Origin of the sequence: Massilia sp. TS11, from assembly GCF_022012445.1 — a bacterium.
Taxonomy (GTDB): domain Bacteria; phylum Pseudomonadota; class Gammaproteobacteria; order Burkholderiales; family Burkholderiaceae_D; genus Telluria.
Map to the genome: position 1 here is coordinate 1 of NZ_JAKLTS010000008.1, position 22,093 is coordinate 22,093.

General features: G+C 65.5%; 20 protein-coding genes. 11 read left to right on the top strand and 9 right to left on the bottom strand.

What is annotated here, in order from left to right; all coding sequences use genetic code 11:
• The first annotated feature begins 126 nt into the window (after positions 1 to 126).
• The 7 genes from LZ005_RS13220 (at position 127) to yacG (ending at position 6,976) form a co-directional block, all read left to right on the top strand.
• On the top strand, positions 127 to 1,395 hold the full coding sequence (locus LZ005_RS13220; RefSeq protein ID WP_237808547.1) for an HlyC/CorC family transporter: 1,269 nt from the start codon (positions 127 to 129) through the stop codon (positions 1,393 to 1,395).
• 118 nt (positions 1,396 to 1,513) lie between these two features.
• Entirely contained in the window at positions 1,514 to 3,238 is a 1,725-nt protein-coding gene (gene pilB / locus LZ005_RS13225) for a type IV-A pilus assembly ATPase PilB (RefSeq protein WP_237808548.1), read from the top strand.
• A gap of 7 nt (positions 3,239 to 3,245) precedes the next feature.
• Positions 3,246 to 4,475: a type II secretion system F family protein gene (locus tag LZ005_RS13230; protein ID WP_237808549.1), complete on the top strand. Its 1,230-nt coding sequence runs from the start codon at positions 3,246 to 3,248 to the stop codon at positions 4,473 to 4,475.
• Positions 4,475 to 5,341, top strand: coding sequence for an A24 family peptidase (locus LZ005_RS13235; RefSeq protein ID WP_307727804.1), 867 nt, complete (start codon positions 4,475 to 4,477; stop codon positions 5,339 to 5,341). The genes LZ005_RS13230 and LZ005_RS13235 overlap by 1 nt, the downstream gene beginning before the upstream one ends.
• Before the next feature lies 1 nt (position 5,342).
• Positions 5,343 to 5,969 carry a dephospho-CoA kinase gene (coaE, locus tag LZ005_RS13240; protein ID WP_237808550.1) on the top strand — a complete coding sequence of 209 codons (627 nt, stop codon included), beginning with the start codon at positions 5,343 to 5,345 and terminating at the stop codon, positions 5,967 to 5,969.
• Between the two features lie 61 nt (positions 5,970 to 6,030).
• Positions 6,031 to 6,786, top strand: a complete 756-nt coding sequence (gene zapD / locus LZ005_RS13245) for a cell division protein ZapD (protein ID WP_237808551.1) — start codon at positions 6,031 to 6,033, stop codon at positions 6,784 to 6,786.
• Position 6,787: 1 nt separating this feature from the next.
• Positions 6,788 to 6,976, top strand: a complete 189-nt coding sequence (yacG, locus tag LZ005_RS13250; protein WP_237808552.1) for a DNA gyrase inhibitor YacG — start codon at positions 6,788 to 6,790, stop codon at positions 6,974 to 6,976.
• A 3-nt stretch (positions 6,977 to 6,979) separates the two neighbouring features.
• On the opposite strand, the gene LZ005_RS13255 is transcribed toward yacG, so the two are convergent.
• Complete coding sequence (locus LZ005_RS13255) at positions 6,980 to 7,462, bottom strand: hypothetical protein (protein WP_237808553.1); 483 nt, start codon at positions 7,460 to 7,462, stop codon at positions 6,980 to 6,982.
• A 132-nt stretch (positions 7,463 to 7,594) separates the two neighbouring features.
• Between LZ005_RS13255 and LZ005_RS13260 the strand changes: the two genes are divergently transcribed.
• Positions 7,595 to 8,038: a GNAT family N-acetyltransferase gene (locus tag LZ005_RS13260; RefSeq protein ID WP_237808554.1), complete on the top strand. Its 444-nt coding sequence runs from the start codon at positions 7,595 to 7,597 to the stop codon at positions 8,036 to 8,038.
• On the opposite strand, the gene LZ005_RS13265 is transcribed toward LZ005_RS13260, so the two are convergent.
• The 4 genes from LZ005_RS13265 to argJ are packed head-to-tail and all read right to left on the bottom strand — an operon-like array spanning position 8,028 to position 11,842.
• The gene (locus LZ005_RS13265; protein ID WP_237808555.1) at positions 8,028 to 9,323 is read right to left on the bottom strand and encodes a D-amino acid dehydrogenase; all 1,296 of its coding nucleotides are present in this window, start codon (positions 9,321 to 9,323) and stop codon (positions 8,028 to 8,030) included. The two genes, LZ005_RS13260 and LZ005_RS13265, sit on opposite strands and share 11 nt — an antisense overlap.
• Positions 9,320 to 9,751, bottom strand: a complete 432-nt coding sequence (locus LZ005_RS13270) for an NUDIX domain-containing protein (RefSeq protein ID WP_237808556.1) — start codon at positions 9,749 to 9,751, stop codon at positions 9,320 to 9,322. Before LZ005_RS13270 ends, LZ005_RS13265 begins: the two co-directional genes overlap by 4 nt.
• Entirely contained in the window at positions 9,744 to 10,616 is an 873-nt protein-coding gene (locus tag LZ005_RS13275; RefSeq protein ID WP_237808753.1) for an ATP-binding protein, read from the bottom strand. Before LZ005_RS13275 ends, LZ005_RS13270 begins: the two co-directional genes overlap by 8 nt.
• Positions 10,616 to 11,842, bottom strand: coding sequence for a bifunctional glutamate N-acetyltransferase/amino-acid acetyltransferase ArgJ (gene argJ, locus LZ005_RS13280; protein WP_237808557.1), 1,227 nt, complete (start codon positions 11,840 to 11,842; stop codon positions 10,616 to 10,618). The genes LZ005_RS13275 and argJ overlap by 1 nt, the downstream gene beginning before the upstream one ends.
• A 132-nt stretch (positions 11,843 to 11,974) precedes the next feature.
• Here argJ and LZ005_RS13285 point away from each other — a divergent pair, with 132 nt between their 5' ends.
• The gene (locus tag LZ005_RS13285; protein ID WP_237808558.1) at positions 11,975 to 13,987 is read left to right on the top strand and encodes a PAS domain-containing sensor histidine kinase; all 2,013 of its coding nucleotides are present in this window, start codon (positions 11,975 to 11,977) and stop codon (positions 13,985 to 13,987) included.
• A 2-nt stretch (positions 13,988 to 13,989) separates the two neighbouring features.
• Here the strand turns inward: LZ005_RS13285 and LZ005_RS13290 are convergent, their stop codons facing one another.
• The 3 genes from LZ005_RS13290 to secA form a co-directional block, all read right to left on the bottom strand.
• Positions 13,990 to 14,328, bottom strand: a complete 339-nt coding sequence (locus tag LZ005_RS13290) for a four-helix bundle copper-binding protein (RefSeq protein ID WP_237808559.1) — start codon at positions 14,326 to 14,328, stop codon at positions 13,990 to 13,992.
• A 73-nt stretch (positions 14,329 to 14,401) separates the two neighbouring features.
• A complete protein-coding gene (locus LZ005_RS13295) occupies positions 14,402 to 16,411 on the bottom strand; it encodes a S9 family peptidase (protein ID WP_237808560.1) in 2,010 nt (669 codons plus the stop codon).
• A gap of 89 nt (positions 16,412 to 16,500) precedes the next feature.
• The gene (gene secA, locus LZ005_RS13300) at positions 16,501 to 19,260 is read right to left on the bottom strand and encodes a preprotein translocase subunit SecA (protein ID WP_237808561.1); all 2,760 of its coding nucleotides are present in this window, start codon (positions 19,258 to 19,260) and stop codon (positions 16,501 to 16,503) included.
• A gap of 241 nt (positions 19,261 to 19,501) precedes the next feature.
• Between secA and LZ005_RS13305 the strand changes: the two genes are divergently transcribed.
• Both LZ005_RS13305 and LZ005_RS21895 read left to right on the top strand, forming a co-directional pair.
• On the top strand, positions 19,502 to 19,990 hold the full coding sequence (locus LZ005_RS13305; protein ID WP_237808562.1) for a DciA family protein: 489 nt from the start codon (positions 19,502 to 19,504) through the stop codon (positions 19,988 to 19,990).
• Positions 19,983 to 21,149: a DUF418 domain-containing protein gene (locus tag LZ005_RS21895; protein ID WP_237808563.1), complete on the top strand. Its 1,167-nt coding sequence runs from the start codon at positions 19,983 to 19,985 to the stop codon at positions 21,147 to 21,149. Before LZ005_RS13305 ends, LZ005_RS21895 begins: the two co-directional genes overlap by 8 nt.
• On the opposite strand, the gene lpxC is transcribed toward LZ005_RS21895, so the two are convergent.
• Positions 21,142 to 22,077, bottom strand: coding sequence for a UDP-3-O-acyl-N-acetylglucosamine deacetylase (gene lpxC, locus LZ005_RS13315; protein ID WP_237808564.1), 936 nt, complete (start codon positions 22,075 to 22,077; stop codon positions 21,142 to 21,144). The two genes, LZ005_RS21895 and lpxC, sit on opposite strands and share 8 nt — an antisense overlap.
• Between the last annotated feature and the right edge of the window lie 16 nt (positions 22,078 to 22,093).

Consider the following 22,093-nt stretch of genomic DNA (forward strand, 5'->3'; position numbering starts at 1 on the left):
AGAAAAATGGGGTCTGACCCCGATTTGTTTGCGCGGCAATTCCGGGCGGTGTTGGGGCTGGATGGGCCTTGGTAGTACAATCCGGAACACTGTGGCCGCAGATTCGGCTGCCTCCCTCCACGCCAATTGGATACCGTTCCCTTGTGGGCTTTGTTGCTCGCACTCGCTTTTCTGATTCTCTGTTCGGCCTTTTTCGCCATGGCGGAAACGGCCTTGATGGCCGCCAACCGCTACCGCCTGCGCCACCAGGCCAAACGCGGCAGCCGCGCCGCCGCCACCGCGCTGTGGCTGCTTGAACGCACGGACAAACTGCTGTCGCTGGTGCTGATCGCCAATACCCTGATCAATGCCATGGTCACGGCCCTGGTCACGGCCATCGCCATCGGCCTGTTCGGGCGCGAGGAAAGTGTGATCACGATCGCCACCGCCGTGGTGGCCTTCCTGCTGATCGTGTTCGCCGAAATTTCGCCCAAGGTCATCGGCGCCACCTACCCGGAAAAAATCTCGCTCGCCTCCTCGTTTGTGCTCAAGGCCATGATGGCCCTGGCCAAGCCGGTGATCTGGTTCGTCAATCTGTTCGTCAGCCTCGTGCTCAAACTGTTCCGCGTGCAGACGGTCGGGGCCGGCCACGACCACCGCCTCTCGCCCGAGGAATTGCGCTCGATCGTTCTCGAAGGCGGCAATTTCATTCCGCAAAAGCACAAGAGCATCCTGCTCAATCTGTTCGACTTCGAGGCCATCTCGGTCGAGGACATCATGACCCCGCGCGCCCAGATCGAGGCGCTCAACCTGGCCGTGCCGGTCGAGGAGATCAAGCACCAGCTGGTGACCTGCTACCACAACAAGCTGCTCGTCTACGAAGGCGAGATCAACCGCGTGCTCGGCATCCTGCACGTGCGCAAGGCGATGGCCCTGCTGAGCGAGGAAGAGCTGACGCCCGAGCATTTCAAGGCCCTGCTGAGCCCGCCCTACTTCATTCCGCAGGAGACCCCGGTATTCGCCCAGCTCCAGTATTTTCAGGAGAAGAAGGAGCGCCTGGCCGTCATCGTCGATGAATACGGTGAGCTGCAGGGCCTGGTCACGCTCGATGACATCATCGAGGAAATGATCGGCGAGTTCACCACCACCCTGCCGGGCACGGGCCGCAATGACCGCTTCCAGTGGGACGAGAAAGGCGAATGCCTGCTCGAGGGCAGCACGCCTCTGCGCGACATTAACAAATTCCTGCAGCTGCAGCTGCCGCTCGACGGCCCCAAGACCCTGAACGGCCTGATCCTCGAACAGCTGCAGGACATCCCCGATGCCGCGATTGCAATCAGGATTGCCAATTGCATCATTGAAGTGGTTCAGGTGCAAAATCAGTCGATCAAAGTCGTGAAATTGATCCGCTCCTGAAGTGCAACACGATTCGGCGCAAGGCTTTACACTTGCTCCCCTATGATGCATGATCCGTGGCAACAGCTCTGGTGGCTCTGCCATCCGAGCCTTTTCGTCCATCCAAAACGTCAAGACCATGGCCGCTGTTCTACCCAATGCGACGTCCGGGCCGCCCCTGTCGGGCTTGGCACGTGCATTGGTGCAAGCGGGCAAACTCTCGCTGCCGCAGGCTGAGGCCGCAAGCAAGAAGGCCGCCGCCGACAAGACCGCCTTCATCGACGCCCTGATCGCCAGCGGCGCCATCGACGCGCGCAGCCTGGCCATCTTCTGTTCCGAGACCTTCGGCTATCCGCTGCTCGACATTGGCGCGCTCCAGCTCGAGGCCCTGCCCCAGCAGGCCATCGACAACAAGCTGATGCAGGGGCAGCGCGTGATCGCCCTGTCCAAGCGCGGCAACAAGATGAGCGTGGCCCTGTCGGACCCGACCAATACCCAGGCGCTCGACCAGATCAAGTTCCAGTCGGAGTCGATGGTCGAGCCCGTGATCGTGGCCCATGACGCGCTGCTGAACCTGCTTGCGCGCCTGGCCAAGTCGGCCGAGCAGAGCATGTCGGAACTGGTCGGCGACGAAGCCGATCTGCAGTTCCAGGACGACGAGCCGCCGCCGCCCGAGCCCGAAGTCCAGGCCGATGTCGAAGACGCGCCGATCGTCAAATTCCTCAACAAGATTCTGATGGACGCCATCCATCTGGGCGCCTCGGACATCCACTTCGAACCCTACGAAAAGTTCTACCGCATCCGCCTGCGCATCGACGGCGTGCTGCGTGAACATGCGATGCCGCCGGTGACGATCCGCGAAAAGCTGGTCTCGCGCATCAAGGTCCTGTCCAAGCTCGACATCTCGGAAAAGCGCGTGCCCCAGGACGGGCGCATGCGCCTGATCGTCTCGCCGACCAAGGTCATCGACTTCCGCGTCTCGACCCTGCCGACCCTGTTCGGCGAAAAGACCGTGATGCGGATTCTCGATCCGTCCTCGGCCACGCTGGGTATCGACGCGCTCGGCTACGATCCGGACCAGAAGGCCAAGCTGCTCGACGCCATCGAGCGCCCGTACGGCATGGTGCTGGTGACGGGGCCGACCGGCTCGGGCAAGACCGTGTCCCTGTACACCTGCCTGAATCTGGTCAACAAACCGGGCATCAATATCTCGACGGCGGAAGACCCGGCCGAGATCAACCTGCCCGGCATCAACCAGGTGAACGTCAACGACAAGGCCGGCCTGACCTTCGCGGCCGCGCTCAAGTCCTTCCTGCGCCAGGATCCGGACATCATCATGGTCGGTGAGATCCGCGATCTGGAAACGGCCGACATTGCCATCAAGGCGGCCCAGACCGGCCACATGGTGTTCTCGACCCTGCACACGAATGACGCGCCGACCACGCTGACGCGTCTGATGAATATGGGGGTGGCGCCGTTCAACATCGCCTCCTCGATCATCCTGATCACGGCCCAGCGCCTGGCGCGCCGCCTGTGCACCTGCAAGCAGCCGATCCATATCGAACAGGAAGTGCTGCTGGCGGCCGGCTACCGCGAGAGCGATCTGGATGGCAGCTGGCAGCCGTACGGCCCGGTCGGCTGTGAACGCTGCACCAACACCGGCTACAAGGGCCGCGTCGGGATCTATCAGGTGATGCCGATTTCCGAGGAAATCAGCCGCATCATCCTGAACCAGGGCAACTCGATGGAGATCGCCGCCCAGGCCGAGAAGGAAGGGGTCAACTCCCTGCGCCGTTCGGGCCTGATGAAAGTGAAACAAGGCCTCACGAGCCTCGAAGAAGTGCTCGGCTGTACCAACGAATAGGAGCACCATGGCCACCTCTGCGAAAGCCGACAAAGGCATCCAAGTCAAGGAAGAGATTTACGCCTGGGAAGGCAAGGACAAGAGCGGCAAGACGGTGCGCGGCGAAATGCGCGCGGCCGGCGAGGCCATCGTCAATGTCGCCCTGCGCCGCCAGGGCGTGATGGTCACCAAGGTCAAAAAGAAGGTGATGCGCAGCGGGAAGAAGATCACCGATGCCGACATCACCATGTTCACGCGCCAGCTGGCCACGATGATGAAGGCCGGCGTGCCCCTGCTGCAGTCCTTCGACATCGTCGGCAAGGGCCACTCGAATCCCTCGGTCGCCAAGCTGATCCTGGATCTGCGCGCCGACATCGAGACCGGCACCAGCCTGAACAACGCGTTCCGCAAATACCCGCTCTACTTCGACCCGCTGTTCTGCAACCTGGTGGGCGCCGGCGAGCAGGCCGGTATTCTCGAAGACCTGCTGACCCGGCTTGCCATCTACAAGGAAAAGACGCTTGCCATCAAAAAGAAGATCAAGTCGGCGCTGACCTATCCGGTCTCGATTCTCGGCGTGGCCTTCATCGTGACGGCGGTGATCATGATCTGGGTGGTGCCGGCCTTCAAGTCCGTGTTCACGAGCTTCGGCGCCGAACTGCCCGGCCCGACCCTCTTGGTGATGGCGATCTCGGAGTTCTTCGTCAAGTGGTGGTACATGATCTTCGGCTCGATCTTCGCCAGCATCTACTTCTTCTTCCAGGCCTGGCAGCGCTCGGCCAAGATGCAGCGCTTCATGGACCTGGCCCTGCTGAAGGCGCCGATCTTCGGCGACGTCATCATGAAGGCGGCCGTGGCGCGCTGGACGCGTACCCTGTCGACCATGTTCGCCGCCGGCGTGCCCCTGGTCGAAGCGCTCGACTCGGTCGGTGGCGCCTCCGGCAATGCCCTGTATTCGGAGGCGACCAAGAAGATCCAGTCGGAAGTCTCGACCGGTACCGGCCTGACCGTGGCCATGCAGAACACCAATGTCTTCCCGGCCATGGTGACCCAGATGGTCGCCATCGGCGAGGAGTCGGGCGCGCTCGACGCCATGCTCGGCAAGGTGGCCGACTTCTATGAGGAAGAAGTGGACGAGGCCGTCGCTTCGCTGTCCTCGCTGATGGAGCCCTTGATCATGGTGATCCTGGGTGGCATCATCGGCGGCCTCGTGGTGGCCTTGTATCTGCCAATTTTCAAACTGGGATCGGTGGTCTGATGTTCGACATGATTTTCTTCGCGGCCCCGAGCGCCGTGCTCCCGGCCGCGGTGGCGGCTGTGTTCGGCCTGCTGGTCGGCAGCTTCCTCAACGTGGTCATCCACCGCCTGCCGGTGATGATGCAGCGCGAGTGGGACAATGACCTGGCCGAGGCCAATGGCCAGCCGCCCCAGCATACCGAGCGCTACAACCTGGTGCTGCCGCGCAGCGCCTGCCCGCACTGCGGCCACCAGATCACGGCGCTGGAAAACATCCCCGTGCTCAGCTACCTGATCCTGGGCGGCAAATGCAGCGCCTGCAAGGCGCCGATCGCGGCGCGCTATCCGGTCATCGAGGCGCTGACGGCGGCGCTGTCGGGCTTTCTGGTGTGGCACTTCGGCAGCGGCTGGATGGGTCTGGCCACGCTGCTGTTCACCTACTACCTGATCGCGATGACCTTCATCGACGCCGACACCCAGTTCCTGCCGGACGTGCTGACCCTGCCGCTGCTGTGGATCGGTCTGCTGCTCAATACCGAGGCCCTGTTCGTGCCCCTGAAGGACGCCGTGCTCGGTGCCGCGGCCGGCTACCTGGCCCTGTGGAGCGTCAACTACCTGTTCAAGCTGCTGCGCGGGATCGACGGCATGGGCGGCGGCGACTTCAAGCTGCTGGCCGCCCTCGGCGCCTGGATGGGCTGGATGATGCTGCCGACGATCATCCTGCTGTCGGCCGCAACCGGCGCCGTGGTCGGCATCGCGCGCATCCTGTTCTTCCGCCACGGGCGCGAGGTGCCGATCCCGTTTGGTCCCTACCTGGCCGCCGCCGGCCTGCTGGCCCTCGTGCATGGCAAGGACCTGGCACGCCTGACTTTCGGCATCGGCGGCTGAGATGCTGCGGATCGGCCTGACCGGCGGCATCGGCAGTGGCAAAAGCACGGTGGCCGCGCTGTTCGCCGAGCATGGGGCCAGCATCGTCGACGCCGACCTGATCGCCCACCAGCTGACCGGCCCGGACGGGGCTGCCATGGCCGCGATCACGGCCGCCTTCGGGCCCGGCTATGAAACGCCCGAGGGCGCACTTGACCGCGCCGCCATGCGCCGCCTGGTGTTTGCCGACCCCAGCGCGCGCCACCGGCTGGAAGCGATTCTGCATCCGCTGATCCGCGCCCGCGCCGAGGCCGAGGCGGCCGCGGCCACGGGCCCGTATGTGATGTTCGTCGTGCCCCTGCTGGTCGAGTCGGGCGGCTGGCGCGAGCGCGTCGCGCGCATCCTCGTGGTCGACTGTCCCGAGGCGGTGCAGGTGGCGCGCGTGATGGCGCGCTCGGGCCTGGCGCGCGACCAGGTCGAGGCCATCATGGCCAGCCAGGCCAGCCGCGAACAACGGCGCGCAGCCGCCGACGACGTGGTCGACAATGGCGGCGATCCGGCCGCGCTGGCGCCGCAGATCGCGCAGCTGCACGCAGCCTATTTGAGTATTTCCGCACGGATCGACGCAAATTCACCATTGCGTTTGTAATTTTGCTTCGCTTGGTTCAGAATCACAGGATGTCTTCACTGCCCACCCAAAGGGAACCACTTTGATCGTCTACGAATACCCTTTCAACGAGCGCATACGCACGTTGTTGCGGCTGGAAGACCTTTACGAGAAGTTCAATTTCTTCGTCCATCAGGAACACCCCTACCAGCATCATGTCGCCCTGGCCACGATCTTCGACATGCTCGAAGTGGCCGGCCGCGCCGACCTGAAATCCGACCTGCTGCAGGAACTCGAGCGGCAAAAACAAAGCCTGCTGTCCTTCCGCGCCAACCCGAGCGTGGACCCGGGCATCGTCGACGCCATCCTGGCCGAAGTGGAACAGGCGGCCAGCAACCTGGTCGGCGCCCAGGGCAAGACCGGGCAGAACGTGCGCGACAATGAATGGCTGATGAGTATCCGCGGGCGTACCATCATCCCGGGCGGCGCCTGCGAATTCGATCTGCCCAGCTACTATGCCTGGCAGCAGCGCGACGCCCAGTTGCGCTTTAACGATATTGCGAATTGGTTTGCGCCGCTGGCGCCGCTGTTCGATGCCCTGTCCCTGGTGCTGCGCCTGCTGCGCGACTCGGGCGGCCCGATCAAGATGATTGCCGGGGCCGGCAGCTATCAGCAAATGCTGCAGGGGAAGGTGTACCAGATGCTGCGCCTGTCCGTTGACGAGCGCCTCGGCGCCATCCCCGAAATTTCGGCCAACAAATACATGCTGTGGGTCCGCTTCACCTCGCAAGGCGGGGACATGAAGCCGCGCCCGCTGGAAGAAGACATCCCCTTCGAGCTCACGCTCTGCAATTTCTGAAATGCCAACTGTCAGCTGTCCCACCTGCGGCGCCAAGGTCGAATGGACCGAAGCCGCCACCTACCGCCCCTTCTGCTCCGAACGCTGCAAACAGATCGACCTGGGTGCCTGGGCCGAGGAAAAGTACAAGATCCCCGGCAGTGCCCCGACCGAAGCCGATCCCGAAGGCGAGGACGAGCGCCTGAACTAAGGCCTAATTGAGTTTCAGCCGCAGCTGGACCGAGATCCCGCCGTGCAGGCGCTCGCCCCAGCCGGGCACGATGGTCGTCATCAGGCCCAGGCGGCCCCATTCGGCGCTGGCGACCGGCAGCACGCTGGGGAACCAGCCGCCGTTGCGGAAATGCGGATAGCCATTGAAGGCGCCGCCGACCACGCCGAGCCGGACCGGTCCGATCTGCCAGGGCTGGTAGTAGACCCCGACATAGTTCGAATGTTCCCAGTCGCTGTTCTTGAAGCGCCCGGCCGTCGCGGCCAGCTGGGTGCTCCAGCGGTATTCGAGGCCCAGGCCCGGGTTCTTCCCGTTCAGGTTGCGGTCACGCTGAAAGTGATAGGTGGCAAAGCCCGGATTGACCCACAGTTCGGACAAGGGCTGGTCCTCGACCGAGCTGATGAGCGGATCGGCCAAGGCCAGCGGCGAAGCGGCCAGCAGGGCCGCGCACAGGGCAAGGGTTTTCATAGCCCCGCATTCTACGCCCCCGCCAAAAAATTGCCACGCCAACAAATCGGGGTCAGACCCCATTTTTCCAGCGAGATAAATGGGGTCTGACCCCGATTTTTCTTCGTGGTATGGTTGGGTATGGAAAAGCTTTTGATTCGGCGCGCTCATCCGTCCGAGGCGGCGGCCATCAGCGCCCTGATCCTCGACCTGGCGCCCTTCATGACGATCGCGCCCGATGGCGCGGGGGCGGAGGAATTTTTGGCCAGCCTGGGACCGACGCCTGTCGGCCTGCTGCTCGCCGATCCGGAGTTCCGCTATTTTTCGGCCTGGATCGGGACCCAGCTGGCCGGCGTCGTCGCCCTGCGCGGGCCGGCCCACTTGTACCACCTGTTCGTGGCGCGCCCCTGGCATGGCCAGGGCCTGGGCCGGCGGCTGTGGGACTTTGCCCGCGCCGAACTGGGCGCGCAGCAGTCCATCACGGTGAATGCCAGCGCCCATGCGCATGGCTTCTATCGGCGCCTGGGCTTTGCCGACAGCGGACCGCGCACCGAAGTGCGCGGCATCGCCTTCATTCCCATGCTGCTCAGGCAGTGATCCCCTGGGGCATGATGACCGGCTTGTTGGCGCGGCCGTAGCGGTCCATGAACAGGCCTTCGAGGCTGATCTCGGGCTGCTTGCCGCTGATGATGTCGGCCAGCACGCGGCCGGAGCCGCAGGACATGGTCCAGCCCAGCGTGCCGTGGCCGGTGTTGAGGAACAGATTGCGGTAAGGCGTCGGGCCGATGATCGGGGTGCCGTCCGGCGTCATTGGACGCAGGCCGCACCAGAAGCTGGCCTGGGCCACGTCGCCGCCACGCGGGAACAGGTCGCTCACCGAGTGCACCAGGGTCGCGCGGCGCGCCTCGCGCAGCGTCAGGTCGAAGCCGGACAGCTCGGCCGTGCCGCCCACGCGGATGCGGTCGCCCAGGCGCGTAATCGCCACCTTGAAGGTCTCGTCCATCACGGTCGACTCGGGCGCGCCGCTGGCATCGGTGATCGGCAGCGTGATCGAATAGCCTTTGACCGGATACACGGGCAGCCGCATGCCGAGTTCCTTGACCATCAGCGGCGAATAGCTGCCCAGCGCCAGCACATAGCTGTCGGCCGTCAGCATGCCCTCGGCCGTTTTGACGCCGGTGATGCGGTCGCCCTCGAAGGCCAGGCGCTCGATGTTCACGCCGTAGCGGAAGCGCACGCCCAGGCCCTCGGCCAGGGTGGCCAGGGCATTGGTGAACTTGAAGCAGTCGCCGGTCTCGTCGTTCGGCAGGCGCAGGCCGCCGACGAATTTGCCGCGCACATGGGCCAGGGCCGGCTCGGGCACTTCGCAACCCTTGGGATCGAGCACCTCGAACGGCACACCGTACTGCTTGAGCACAGCGATGTCGGTGGCGGCGCCATCGAGCTGCTTCTGGGTGCGGAACAATTGCAGCGTGCCCTGGCTGCGCTCATCGTAGGCGATGCCGGTGTCGGCGCGCAGCTGGATCAGCACGTCGCGCGCATACTCGGCCAGACGCACCATGCGGCCCTTGTTGATCGCATAGCTGTCGTGGTTGCAGTTCATCAGCATCTGGAACATCCAGCGCCATTGGGCCGGATCGAGCTGGGGCCGCACCACCAGCGGGCTGTGCTGCATGAGCAGCCATTTCACCGCCTTCTGCGGCACGCCGGGACCGGCCCAGGGCGAGGCATAGCCGGGCGAGATCTCGCCGGCATTGGCAAAACTGGTTTCCAGCGCGGGTCCGCTCTGGCGCTCGATGACGGTCACTTCATGGCCTTGCTGGGCCAGGTAATAGGCCGAGGCAGTCCCGATCACACCGCTGCCTAAGATGATGATTTTCACGGCTTGTCCTTCTCTTGGTTGGAGGCGTAGCGCACACGATCGAGCCAGGTCAGCAAAGGGATCGTGGCGGGCAGAAGGGGCTCGACGCCGACGGCGCCTTGCCAGGCAAAGGCCTGTCCTTCCAGACTTTGGGGTTCGCCACTCCAGTGGCGGCTGATGTAAAAGTGCAGGCGTACGTGGGCATGCGGATAAACATGCTCGACACCGCACCAGGGCTCGGCGTCGTGGATAACCACGCCGAGCTCTTCGACGAACTCGCGCTTGAGCGCGTCGAGAATACTTTCATTGGCTTCGACTTTACCGCCGGGGAATTCCCAGTAGCCGGCATAGGGCTTGCCTTCCGGTCGCTGGCCGAGCAGCACATCGCCGTTCGGCTTCATCAGGATGCCGACCGCGACATCGATGGGACGGCTGGCCGCTTCACTCATGGGCCAGCTTCCCCGCATAGTCTTTGGCGAACTGCCAGGCCACCCGGCCCGAACGCGAGCCGCGCCCCAGCGCCCAGCGCAGGGCCTCGGGCCGGGCCGCCGCGATCTGATCCGCGCTGCAGCCGAAATGCCGGAGCCAGTGGGCGCAGATGTCCAGGTATTCGTCCTGGCTGAACGGGTAGAAGGACAGCCACAGGCCGAAGCGCTCGGACAGGGAAATCCTTTCCTCCACCGTCTCGCCCGGATGCAGGTCGCCATCCTCGGTATGCCGGTAGCTGGCGTTGTCGCTCATCTTTTCGGGCAGCAGGTGGCGCCGGTTCGAGGTCGCGTAGATCAGCACATTGTCGCTGGCCCCGGCGATCGAGCCGTCGAGCGCCACCTTGAGGGCCTTGTAGCCGCTCTCCCCTTCTTCGAACGACAGGTCGTCGCAGAAGATCACGAAACGCTCGGGCCGCCCGGCCACGAGGTCGACGATATCGGGCAGGTCGGCCAGGTCGTCCTTGTCGACTTCGATCAGGCGCAGGCCGGCGTCCGCGAACTGGCCGAGGCAGGCCTTGATCAGCGAGGACTTGCCGGTCCCGCGCGCGCCCGTCAGCAGCACATTATTGGCCGGACGCCCGGCCACGAACTGGCGCGTGTTCTGCTCGATCGCCGCCTGTTGCGGGCCGATGTGCTGCAGATCGGCGAAGTCGATGCGGGCCGGATGCAGCACTGGCTGCAGACTGGGCAGCCCGCCCGCGCGCTTGCGCCAGCGGAAGGCAAAGCTCAGCTGCCAGTCCGGCGCGCGCAGGGGCTGCGGCAGGGTCTGCTCGAAGCGGGCCAGGACGGCCTCGGCCCGGGCCAGCAGCTGTTCCAGCGCCGTCATCACGAGCGGTAGTCGGCGTTGATCGACACGTAGTCGTGCGACAGGTCGCAGGTCCAGATGGTGGCGCTGGCGCCGCCGCGCGCCAGCTTCACGCGCACCGTGATCTCGGCCTGCTGCATCACGCGCTGGCCGTCGGCTTCCTGGTAGGCCGGGTTGCGGCCGCCGTCGCGCGCGACCCAGACATCGTCCAGATAAAGATTGATCTTGCTGACGTCCAGATCCTCGACGCCGGCATAGCCGATCGCCGCCAGAATCCGGCCCAGGTTCGGGTCGGACGCGAAGAAGGCCGTCTTCACCAGCGGCGAGTGGCCGATCGCGTAGGCGATCTGGCGGCATTCCTCGACGCTGCGGCCGTCTTCCACGGTGATCGTGATGAATTTGGTGGCGCCTTCGCCGTCGCGCACGATGGCCTGGGCCAGGAAGCGCGCCAGATCGGTCACGGCGGCGCGCAGCTGCTGGTATTCGGGCGAACTGGTGCTGTTCACTTCAAGGGTGCCGGCGCCGGTGGCGATCAGCATGAAGGAGTCATTGGTCGAGGTGTCGCCGTCGATCGTGATGCAGTTGAACGAGTGGTCGGCCGCATGGCGCACCAGTTCCTCCAGCACCGGCTGGCTGACGCGGGCGTCGAAGGCCAGATAGCCGAGCATGGTGGCCATATTCGGCTTGATCATGCCGGCGCCCTTGGAGATGCCGCTCAGCGTCACCGTGTGGCCGCCGATCACGGCCTGGCGCGAGGCGGCCTTCGGCTGGGTATCGGTGGTCATGATGGCCTCGGCCGCGGCAAACCAGTTGTCGGCCTTGGCATTGGCGATGGCGGCCGGCAGGGCCGCGACGATCTTCTGGACCGGCAGCGGCTCGAGGATCACCCCGGTCGAAAACGGCAGAATCTGTTCCGGCTGGCAGCCCAGCAGGCCGGCCAGGGCGGCGCAGGTGGCCTGGGCATTGGCCAGACCCGGTTCGCCCGTGCCCGCATTCGCATTGCCGGTATTGACCACCAGCGCGCGCACGCCGCGGCCGCTGGCCAGGTGGGCTTTGGCCACCTGCACGGGCGCCGCGCAGAAGCGGTTCTTGGTGAACACGCCGGCCACGGTGGCCGTCGGGGCCAGCTTCATCACCAGCACATCCTTGCGGCCCGGCTTCTTGATGCCGGCTTCGGCATAGCCGAGTTCGATACCAGGGACGGGCGCCAGCTCGGCGGCGACAGGCAGGGGGGAATTGACGGCCATGGGCTTCTCTCAGATCAGAAAAAACGAAAACCCCTATTGTAACGCGCCCGCGCCGGCCCTTTGCCCATGCAAATTTGCTGACTGTCCATACCCGGCAGTGATACCCTTGCCGTGTTTCCAAGGAGCCCTGCGGTGAGCCTGTCCCTGCGTGCCAAATTTCTGCTCTCCAGCGGCCTGGTCCTGGCGCTGGTGGTCAGCCTGCTGATCTGGAACAGCCTGCGCCTGCTCGACAATGCGGTCAGCAAGAATGCCGACCGCGTCGCCCACGAATACGCGGTCACGCTCAATCTCTCGCTCAGCCCCTACGCCAGCAGCGGCCGCCTGAACGACATCCGCAGCTATCTGCAGGAAATGCTGTCCGACCCGCGCGACAGCTTCGTGCGCTACATCGCCGTGCTCGACCCGGCCGGACGGCCGCTGCTGCAGGTGGGCCAGCCGCCGAACCAGCTGCCGGCCCTGTTCCGCACGCCGGCCCTGCGCCAGGCCGAAGGGCTGAGCACGGTCCAGACGGGGCGCGTGCTGCATGCGCGCAGCCCGCTGCTGCTGAAGGACAATGCCATCGGTGCTCTGCATTTCGGCATCTCGACCGAAGACCTCGACAAGGCGCGCGACGAAGTCCTGCTGCAGGGCGGCGCCATCGCCGCGGTCGGCTTTGTCAGCGGCCTGCTGCTGGTGGTGGCCTTCACAGCCGGGATCGGCCGGCGCCTGCGCGCCCTGTCCGAGCAGGCGCGCGGCCTGGTGCTCAGCCATTTCGACCTGGCCCTGCCGGCGCGCGGCGGCGACGAGCTCGACGTCTTCAGCCATTCGCTGCAGACCCTGACGCGCGCGCTACAGCGGCGCATGGGCGAACTGGACGCGGCCGAGCAGCGCCTGCGCGAATCGGAGGCGCGCTTTCGCATCCTGTTCGACACCGCCCCGGTCCCGCTGACGGTGACCAATGAGAGCGGCACCATCGTGGCCATGAACCAGGCCCTGACGCGCACCTTCGGCCTGACCGTGGACGAGGTGCTGGGGCGCCGCAGCGACCAGTTCGCGTTCTGGGACAGCGCGGCCGAGCGCGAACGCATCTGGGGCCTGTATCAGCGCGAAGGCGTGATCCGCGGCGAGATCGCCAAGACCCGCCTGGCCGACGGCAAGACCGGCGACATTGCGATCTGGACCTCCTCGCTGCGCCTCGACGGCGGCCCAGCCGTGGTCTGGGCCCTGATGGACCTGACCGCCGAACTCGAAGCCAAGCGCGCCCTCAAGGAACTCAATGCCTCGCTCGAGCAGCGCGTGCGCGAACGCTCGGCCGCGCTCGAACGCGCCAATGCCGACCTGTCGGCCGCGCTCGAGAACCTGCAGCGCGCCCAGGGCGAACTGCTGGCCTCGGAAAAGATGGCCTCGCTCGGCGCCCTGGTGGCCGGCATCGCCCACGAACTCAATACGCCGATCGGCAACAGCCTGCTGGCGGCCACCACCCTGTCCGACCACGTGGCCCAGTTCCGCGCCCAGGTGGCCCAGGGCACGCTCAAGCGCTCGGTGCTCGACGCCAGCCTGGCCGACATCGACATGGCCAGCCAGCTGATCGCCGGCTCCCTCAACAAGGCGGCCCAGCTGATCGCCTCGTTCAAGCAGGTGGCGGCCGACCAGACCAATGACCAGCGCCGCCGCTTCGACCTGCGCAATGTGATCGACGACACCATCGCCACCTTTGCGCCGCGCCTGCGCCGCGCCCAGTGCGAAGTTCAGCTCGACGTGGCGGCCGGGATCGAACTCGATTCCTACCCGGGCAGCCTGTGCCAGGTGATCAATAATCTGACGACCAATGCCCTGGCCCATGCGTTCGAAGACCGGCGCCACGGCCGCATCACGATCAGCGCCGACAACCTGCCCGATGGCAGCGTGGCCCTGCACTACGCCGACGACGGCATCGGCATGACGCCCGAGGTGCTGCACCGCGTGTTCGACCCCTTTTTCACGACCAAGATGGGGCGCGGCGGCACGGGCCTGGGCATGCACATCGTCTACAACATCGTCACGGCCATGCTGGGCGGACGCGTCGAGGTCGACACCACGCTGGGCCGCGGCACCTGCATCACCTTGACCCTGCCGCGCCAGGCGCCGCAGCGGCGCGGCAGCCCGGAGACCCTGGTCGGCGCCTGAGCCTAGGGGCTGCCCGGCTTGAGCGCGTCGCAGGCGGCCGCGCATTTTTCGCAGGCCTTAGCGCAGGCCTGGCAGTGGTCCATCTCGAACTGCTGGCATTCGGCCGCGCACACGCGGCACAGCATGGCGCACAGCACGGCGGCCGAGCCGAGGAATTCGCTGTCGCGCGCGACCATGCCGGCCAGCAGATGGCACAGGGCCGCGCAATCCATATCGATGGCGATGCAGCGCGCCATCGGCGCCGGGTCGTCTTCACGCAGACAGCTGGCGGCGCAGCGGTCGCAGGCCTCGGCACAGGCCGCGAGCGCGGCCAGGGCCGCCTGCACAGGGTTCTTGGACATGGGAGCCTCCGCAAAGACTCCAGCCTAAGGGCCAGTCCGCGCGCCTTCTGTGCAGGCACGCACACAAGCGCGCTCAGGGCGCCGGCGTACCGATCTGGGCAGCGAGGAATTGCTCGACGCGGCCCCAGAAGTCATAGCGGTTCTTCGGCAGCGACCAGCCGTGGCCCTCCTCCGGATACACGACCCAGCTCACCTGCGGATTGACGGCCTTGACCGCTTCATAGAACTGCTTGCCGTGGTAGATCGGCACGCGCAGATCGGAACCGCCATAGGCCAGCAGCAGCGGCGCCTTGATGCGCGCGGCCTGCTGCACGGGCGAGGTGGCGGCCAGCTGGGCCGCATCCTTGACCGGGTCGCCGACCAGCTGCGGCATGCCGTACTGGCGGTAGGCGGCCGACAGATCGGACTGGCGGCTCCAGTGGCCCGTGTACATCAGCTGGATATCGGTCACGCCGGCCCAGGACACGCCGCATTTGTACAGGTCCGGGTCATTGACCAGGCCCATCAAGCTGGCATAGCCGCCATAGCTGGCGCCGGCGATACAGATGCGGGCGGCGTCGGCATAGCCCTTCTCGATGGCCCAGCGCGCACCGTCGGCAATATCGTCCTGCATCTTCAGGCCCCACTGCTTCCAGCCGGCGCGGAAATGCTCATAGCCATAGCCGGTGCTGCCGCGGAACTCCGGCTGCAGCACCGCATACCCGCGCGAGGCCAGGAACTGCACTTCGGGATCGAATTCCCAGGCGGCGCCGCGCAGCCACGGCCCGCCATGCACGAGCACCACCAGCGGCAGGCGGGTCCCGGCCGCCTTGCTGCGCGGCAGAGTCAGCCAGCCCGGAATCTCGCGCCCGTCGCGCGCCGTGTAGCGCACCATCTGGGTACGGCCGAGGCTGGCCGGATCGATGCCGGGCAGACTGTCGCCGAGCTTGCTCAAGGCCTTGGTCTCGCGGTTGTACACATAGAAGCGGTGCGGCAGCGCATCGGCAAAACTGTCGATCAGCACCCAGGGCGCGCTGCCCTCGCTGGGCACCGCGATCTGGTTGATGGTGCCCGGCAGCAGGCCATCGACGGTCTTCTGCAGGGCCTGCAGTCCGGCATCGAACCATTCGGTGCTGGGCGCGTCGGCCACGAAGCGCACCCCGAGCACGCGTCCCTGCCCGTACACGAGCTCGCCGCGGAAATCGAAGTCCTTGAGGCGCACCACGGCCTGCTCGGACAGCTTGCCGCTGGCAATGTCATACGCAAACAGCGCGCCCTTGTCGCTGCCGCGCGCCATCGTCACATACACGGTGCGCGCATCGGCCCCGATCGGGCGGAAGCCTTTGCCGCCGACAAAGGCGTCAAACGCGCTGATCTGGCGCCAGCTGCCGTCCTCATTGCGCAGATGGACTTTGCGCTCGCCGTTTTCGAGCGAGATCGCCAGGCGCGGCTCGCCCGTGGCGTCGAGCACCCAGTCCTGGATGAAGTAAGGCCGGTTGACCGTCGTGCTGCGGCCGCTGCGCGTGTCGAGCTTGACCAGGTCGACGAATTTGACCGCATCCAGGCCATCGAATTCCGGCTTTTGCAGATACACCTCGCCGCCCTTGGCGATGCCGGGCAGGTCGAGCAGATAGTGGTTCCAGGTCAGCTTGTTGCGCGCCTTCAGCTTGAAGCCCTGCACGGCTTCGCTTTCGTTGTTGGTATCGTGCGCGACCAAGTGACGGAAATCGCTGCCATCGGCATTCACCCCGTACAGGCCGGGCGCCCCCATGGCCTCGCCGATGCCGACGCGCTTGTCGGTGATATCGAACACCAGCCGGTCGGGCGCCACCCACTGGTAGTCGCCGACATCCATATTGCCGAAGCGCGCCACGATGCGCAGGGCCATGGCCTGCAGGTCGAGCACGGCAAGCCCGTCGCGCCCGTCGCCCTGGGCCATGCGCACGGCCACATAGCGGCCGTCGGGCGACAGGCTGGGCGTACCGAACTTGGGATTGGCGAAGATGGCCTCGATGGCCGGCGCGGCCGCCTGCGCCGGACGGATGGCGGGAGCGGACAGCAGCACGGCAGCGCAGACGGCCAGGAGCAGGCGGGACAGGGACATGGTGTGATGAATATGCAATTTTAGGAAAATCGCATTATTCATCAGACATGCCAAAACAACAAGGGGCGCCGCAGCGCCCCTTGGGAGGATCAGGCCAGCTTACCGTGGCACTGCTTGAACTTCTTGCCGCTGCCGCAGGGGCAGGGATCATTGCGGCCGACCTTCATCTCCATCTGCACCGAGGCATTGACCAGGTCTTCCTCGGGCGCCGGGGCCAGCAGCTCTTCGGGCGCGGCGTTCGGATTGAAGTCCGCGTGCTGGTAGTGGACGTTTTCCAGATGCGACTGGGCCAGCGCGGCCTCGGCGGCCTCGACTTCCTCGCGCGTCTGGATGCGTACCGTCATCACCATGCGGATGACTTCGTTCTTGATCATGTCCAGCATGGCGCCGAACAGTTCGAAGGCCTCGCGCTTGTATTCCTGCTTCGGATTCTTCTGCGCATAGCCGCGCAGGTGGATGCCCTGACGCAGGTGGTCGAGCGCGGCCAGGTGTTCGCGCCAGTGCGTGTCTATGCTCTGCAGCATGACATTGCGTTCGAAGCCGCCGAAGGCTTCCTTGCCGACGATATCGACCTTGGCCTGGTAGGCCGCCTTGGCCGCCGCCAGCACGCGTTCGAGGATGTCCTCGTCGGTGAGGTTGGCGTCGCCCTCGAGCATCTGCACGAGCGGCACGTCGAGCATCCACTCGCTGGCCAGCACGTTCTGCAGGGCGGCCAGGTCCCACTGTTCCTCGACCGACTCGGCCGGCACATAGGTGCGCACCACATCGGTGAACACGCCCTTGCGCAGCGAGGCGATCAGTTCGGCGATCTCGGTCTGCTCGAGCAGCTCGTTACGCTGGGTGTAGATGACCTTGCGCTGGTCATTGGCGACGTCGTCGTATTCGAGCAGCTGCTTACGGATGTCGAAGTTGCGCGCCTCCACCTTGCGCTGGGCCGATTCGATCGAGCGCGTGACGATGCCGGCTTCGATCGGCTCGCCTTCCGGCATCTTCAGGCGTTCCATCACGGCGCGCACGCGGTCGCCGGCGAAGATGCGCAGCAGCGGATCGTCGAGCGACAGATAGAAGCGCGAGGAGCCCGGGTCGCCCTGACGGCCGGAACGGCCGCGCAGCTGGTTGTCGACGCGGCGCGACTCGTGGCGCTCGGTGCCGACGATGTGCAGGCCGCCGGCATTGACCACGTGGTCGTGCAGGGCCTGCCATTCGTCGCGCAGGGTCTGGGCCTGGGCGGCCTTCTGCTCGGGCGACAGCTCGGGATTGGCTTCGATGAACTGGATCTGCTTGTCGACATTGCCGCCAAGGACGATGTCGGTACCGCGGCCGGCCATATTGGTGGCGATGGTGATCATCTTCGGACGGCCGGCCTGGGCCACGATCTCGGCTTCCCGCGCGTGCTGCTTGGCGTTCAGCACATTGTGCGGCAGACCGGCCTTGGTCAGGATGCTCGACAGCAGCTCCGAGTTCTCGATCGAGGTGGTACCGACCAGCACCGGCTGGCCGCGCTCGTAGCAGTCCTGGATGTCCTTCAGCATGGCCTGGTATTTCTCGTCGGCCGATTTGTAGACCTGGTCCTGACGGTCCTTGCGCTGGGACGGACGGTTGGGCGGAATCACCACCGTTTCCAGGCCATAGATTTCCTGGAACTCATAGGCTTCCGTGTCGGCCGTCCCGGTCATGCCGGACAGCTTGCTGTACATGCGGAAGTAGTTCTGGAACGTGATCGAGGCCAGGGTCTGGTTCTCGTTCTGGATCTTGACGCCTTCCTTGGCTTCGACCGCCTGGTGCAGGCCATCCGACCAGCGCCGGCCCGTCATCAGACGGCCGGTGAATTCGTCGACGATCACGATCTCGTCGTTCTGCACCACGTAGTGCTGGTCCTTGTGGTAGAGCGCGTGGGCGCGCAGGGCCGCATACAGGTGGTGGATCAGCAGGATATTGGCCGCGTCGTAGAGCGAGGCGCCCTCCGGCAGCAGACCCATCTTGGTGAGGATGTCTTCGGCGTGCTCATGGCCGGCTTCGGTCAGCAGCACCGTGTGGGCCTTCTCGTCGATCGTGTAGTCGCCCGGGACCTCGATCTTGCCCTTGCCGTCCGGCGTCTCTTCGCCGATCTGGCGCTTGAGCAGGGGCGGCACCGAGTTCAGCTTGTAGTACAGGTCCGTATGGTTTTCGGCCTGGCCCGAGATGATCAGCGGCGTGCGCGCCTCGTCGATCAGGATCGAGTCGACCTCGTCGACGACGGCGAAGTTCAGGCCGCGCTGAACGCGGTCGGCCACGTCGTAGACCATGTTGTCGCGCAGGTAGTCGAAACCGAATTCGTTATTGGTGCCGTAGGTGATGTCCGAGGCATAGGCCTGCTGCTTGACGCTGTGCTCCATCTGCGACAGGTTGATGCCGGTCGACAGGCCGAGCCAGCCGTACAGGCGGCCCATCCATTCGGCGTCGCGCTGGGCCAGGTAATCGTTGACCGTCACCACATGCACGCCCTTGCCGGACAGCGCATTCAGATAGGTCGGCAGGGTCGCCATCAGGGTCTTGCCCTCGCCCGTGCCCATCTCGGCGATCTTGCCGTAGTGGAGCACCATACCGCCGATCAGCTGGACGTCGAAGTGGCGCATCTTGAGCACGCGCTTGGCCGCTTCGCGGCAGACGGCGAAGGCTTCCGGCAGGATCGCGTCGAGCGATTCGCCATTGGCCACGCGCTGTTTGAACTCCGGCGTCTTGGCTTGCAGCTCCGCGTCCGACAGCTTCTCCATCGCAGGCTCGAGAGCATTAATCGCACGCACCGTCTTTTGGTATTGTTTGAGCAGGCGCTGGTTGCGGCTACCGAAAATTCGGGTCAGTAGGGACATAGTGTTGAGCAAGTCAAAGGCCAAAAAGATATCAAAATGATATCCAACTGCGGCCGATCATGGCAAAAAAGACCGACATTTTATCATGCGAACCGGCCGCACATGGGGATGGCCGGGAGCGATTACAAGCCTTGCCACCCATAAAAATCGGGGTCAGACCCCAATTTGTCGGGTTGGCAAAATTTCCAGTAGGGGAAATCGGGGTCTGACCCCGATTTTATTCTGTGGTAATGTTCGGGCCATGAGCCAACGTCCCTATACGATCTTCGGCACGCGCGACAAGCCGACGGCCTTTGGGGCCAGCCATTTTTTGCGCGGCGATGCGCGCCTGGCGCGCCTGCTGCCGGCCGCCGAACGCATGGCCCGCCTGCAGCGCGATGTGGCCGCCGTGCTGCCGCAACTGGCCCAGCTGGCGGCCGTGCTGTCCTTCGAGAGCGGCTGCCTGGTGCTGGCCGTGCCGAACGCGGCGGTTGCCGCCAAACTCAAACAGCAGACCCTGAAACTGCAGCAGGCCCTCGGCCAGCGCGGCTGGGCCGTCGAGCAGGTGCGCCTGAAAGTGCAGGTGATGCCGCCGCCGGCGCCGGAAACCCGCGCCGGCTCGCTCGAACTGTCGCCGGCCGCCGTGCGCGCCTTCGATGAGCTGGCCCACACGCTCGAACCTTCGGCCCAGAACGCCACGCTGATCGGCGCGCTGCAGCGCCTGACCGCGCGCCGCCAGGGCCGTGGCTGAGGAACGCCTCGCCCACATCGACGCCCTGCGCGGGCTGGCCCTGGCCGGCATCGCCCTCGTCCATTTCGCCGATGGCTTCGCCGCCGGGCCGCTGCCGCCTGCGCCGTCCGATGCGCTCAGCAGCGCCCTGATGCAAGTCGTTGAGAGCTTCATCAGCAACAAGGCCTATGCCCTGTTCGCGTTTCTGTTCGGCTTTTCTTTCTACCTGCAGATGAGCGCCTACGGGCGGCGCGAACGCCATCCGGACCTGCGCTACGCCTGGCGCCTGGTCCTGCTGTTGCTGCTCGGCGTGCTGCACGGCCTGTTCTGGCTGGGCGACATCCTGCTGATCTTCGCGCTGCTGGGCTTTGGCCTGATGGCGCTGCGCCGCGCCGACGATGAGGTGCTGCTGCCACTGGCCTTTGCCCTGGTGCTCAACCTGCCTGGCATCTGCTGGGACATCGTCGCCGCCGTGGCCGATCTGCCGCCCCTGCCCGAGCTGTTCGATCCGCACGCCTATCTGCGCGTGCTGCAGCATGGGAGCCTGGCCGAACTGCTGCGCTTTCATCTCGAGGCGCAGCCGGCCAAGCTCGCTTTCCAGGTCGGCAGCGGCCGTCTGGCGATGACGTTTGGGATGTTTGCGCTCGGCCTGTGGGTCGCCCGCAATGGCTGGCTGCAGGCGCCCCAGCAATACCGCCACGGCCTGCGCACGGCGGCGCTGGCCGGCCTGCTGGGCCAGCTGGCCATGCTGGCCGTGGCCATCGTCTTCCATATGCTGGCGGCGGCCTTCCAGTGGCATTCGCCGCTGAGCGCGCTGGTGTTCGGCCTGTTCGGCAGCGTGCACACGCTCGGCATGGTGACCATCTACGTGGCCGGGCTCACGCTGCTGATGGCGCAGCCGCACTGGCATGCGCGCCTGGCCTGGCTGCTGCCGGCCGGGCGCATGAGCCTGAGCGTGTATCTGGCCCAGACCGTGTGCGGCCTGCTGCTGTTCTATGGGATCGGTCTGGGGCTCGTGCAGAAAACGCCGCAGGCGCTCAATCTGCTGCTGGGCGCCCTGTGCTTCGGCGCCCTGGCCTGGGCCAGCCGCTGGTGGCTGGCGCGCTATCGCTACGGGCCGCTCGAATGGGCCTGGCGCAGCGCCACCGCCCTGCGCCCGCTGCCGCTGAAACTCAGTTAAACGCCCATTCGCGCGCCAGCTGGCGCACCACGGCGGCCGGCGCATTCGCCACTTCGTCGAAGGAGACGATCTCGTAGGCGTCCGGCTGGCGCAGCAGCTCACGCAGCAGTTCGTTGTTCAGGGCGTGGCCCGATTTATGGGCCGTGTAATGAGCCAGCAGCGGTTTGCCGACCAGGTAAAGGTCGCCGATCGCATCGAGGATTTTGTGGCGTACGAATTCGTCGTCGTAGCGCAGGCCGTCGCTGTTGAGGATGCGGTATTCATCCATGACGATGGCGTTTTCGAGCGAGCCGCCGCGCGCCAGGCCCATGCCGCGCAGGCTTTCCACGTCCTGCATGAAGCCGAAGGTGCGCGCGCGCGCCACGTCGTGCACGTAGGAGACCTCGGCGAAATCGACGCTCGCGCGCTGCGCGGTGCCGTCCACGGCCGGGTGATTGAATTCGATGAAGAAGTCGAGCTTGAAGCCGTCGAGCGGGCTCAGACGCGCCCATTTCTCGTGCGCGCCGCTACCCTGGCGCACTTCGATCGGGCGCAGCACGCGGATGAATTCACGCGCCGCGTCCTGCTCCTCGAGGCCGGCCTGCTGCAGCAAAAACACGAAGCTGGCGGCCGAACCATCCATGATGGGGATTTCTTCGGCGCTCACATCGACCACCAGATTGTCGATCCCGAGGCCGGCGCAGGCGCTCATCAGATGCTCCACCGTCGACACGCGCGCGGCGTCCTTGATCAGCACCGAGGCCATGCGGGTGTCGCCGACCACGTCGGCGCTGGCCGGAATGCTGACCACGGGGTCGACGTCGACCCGGCGGAACACAATGCCGCTGCCCGCCGGCGCCGGGCGCAGCGTCAGTTCGACCTTGGTGCCGCTGTGCAGACCGACGCCGGTCGTGCGGATCACTTGTTTGATGGTGCGTTGCTTGAGCATCCGGGCATTATAGTCG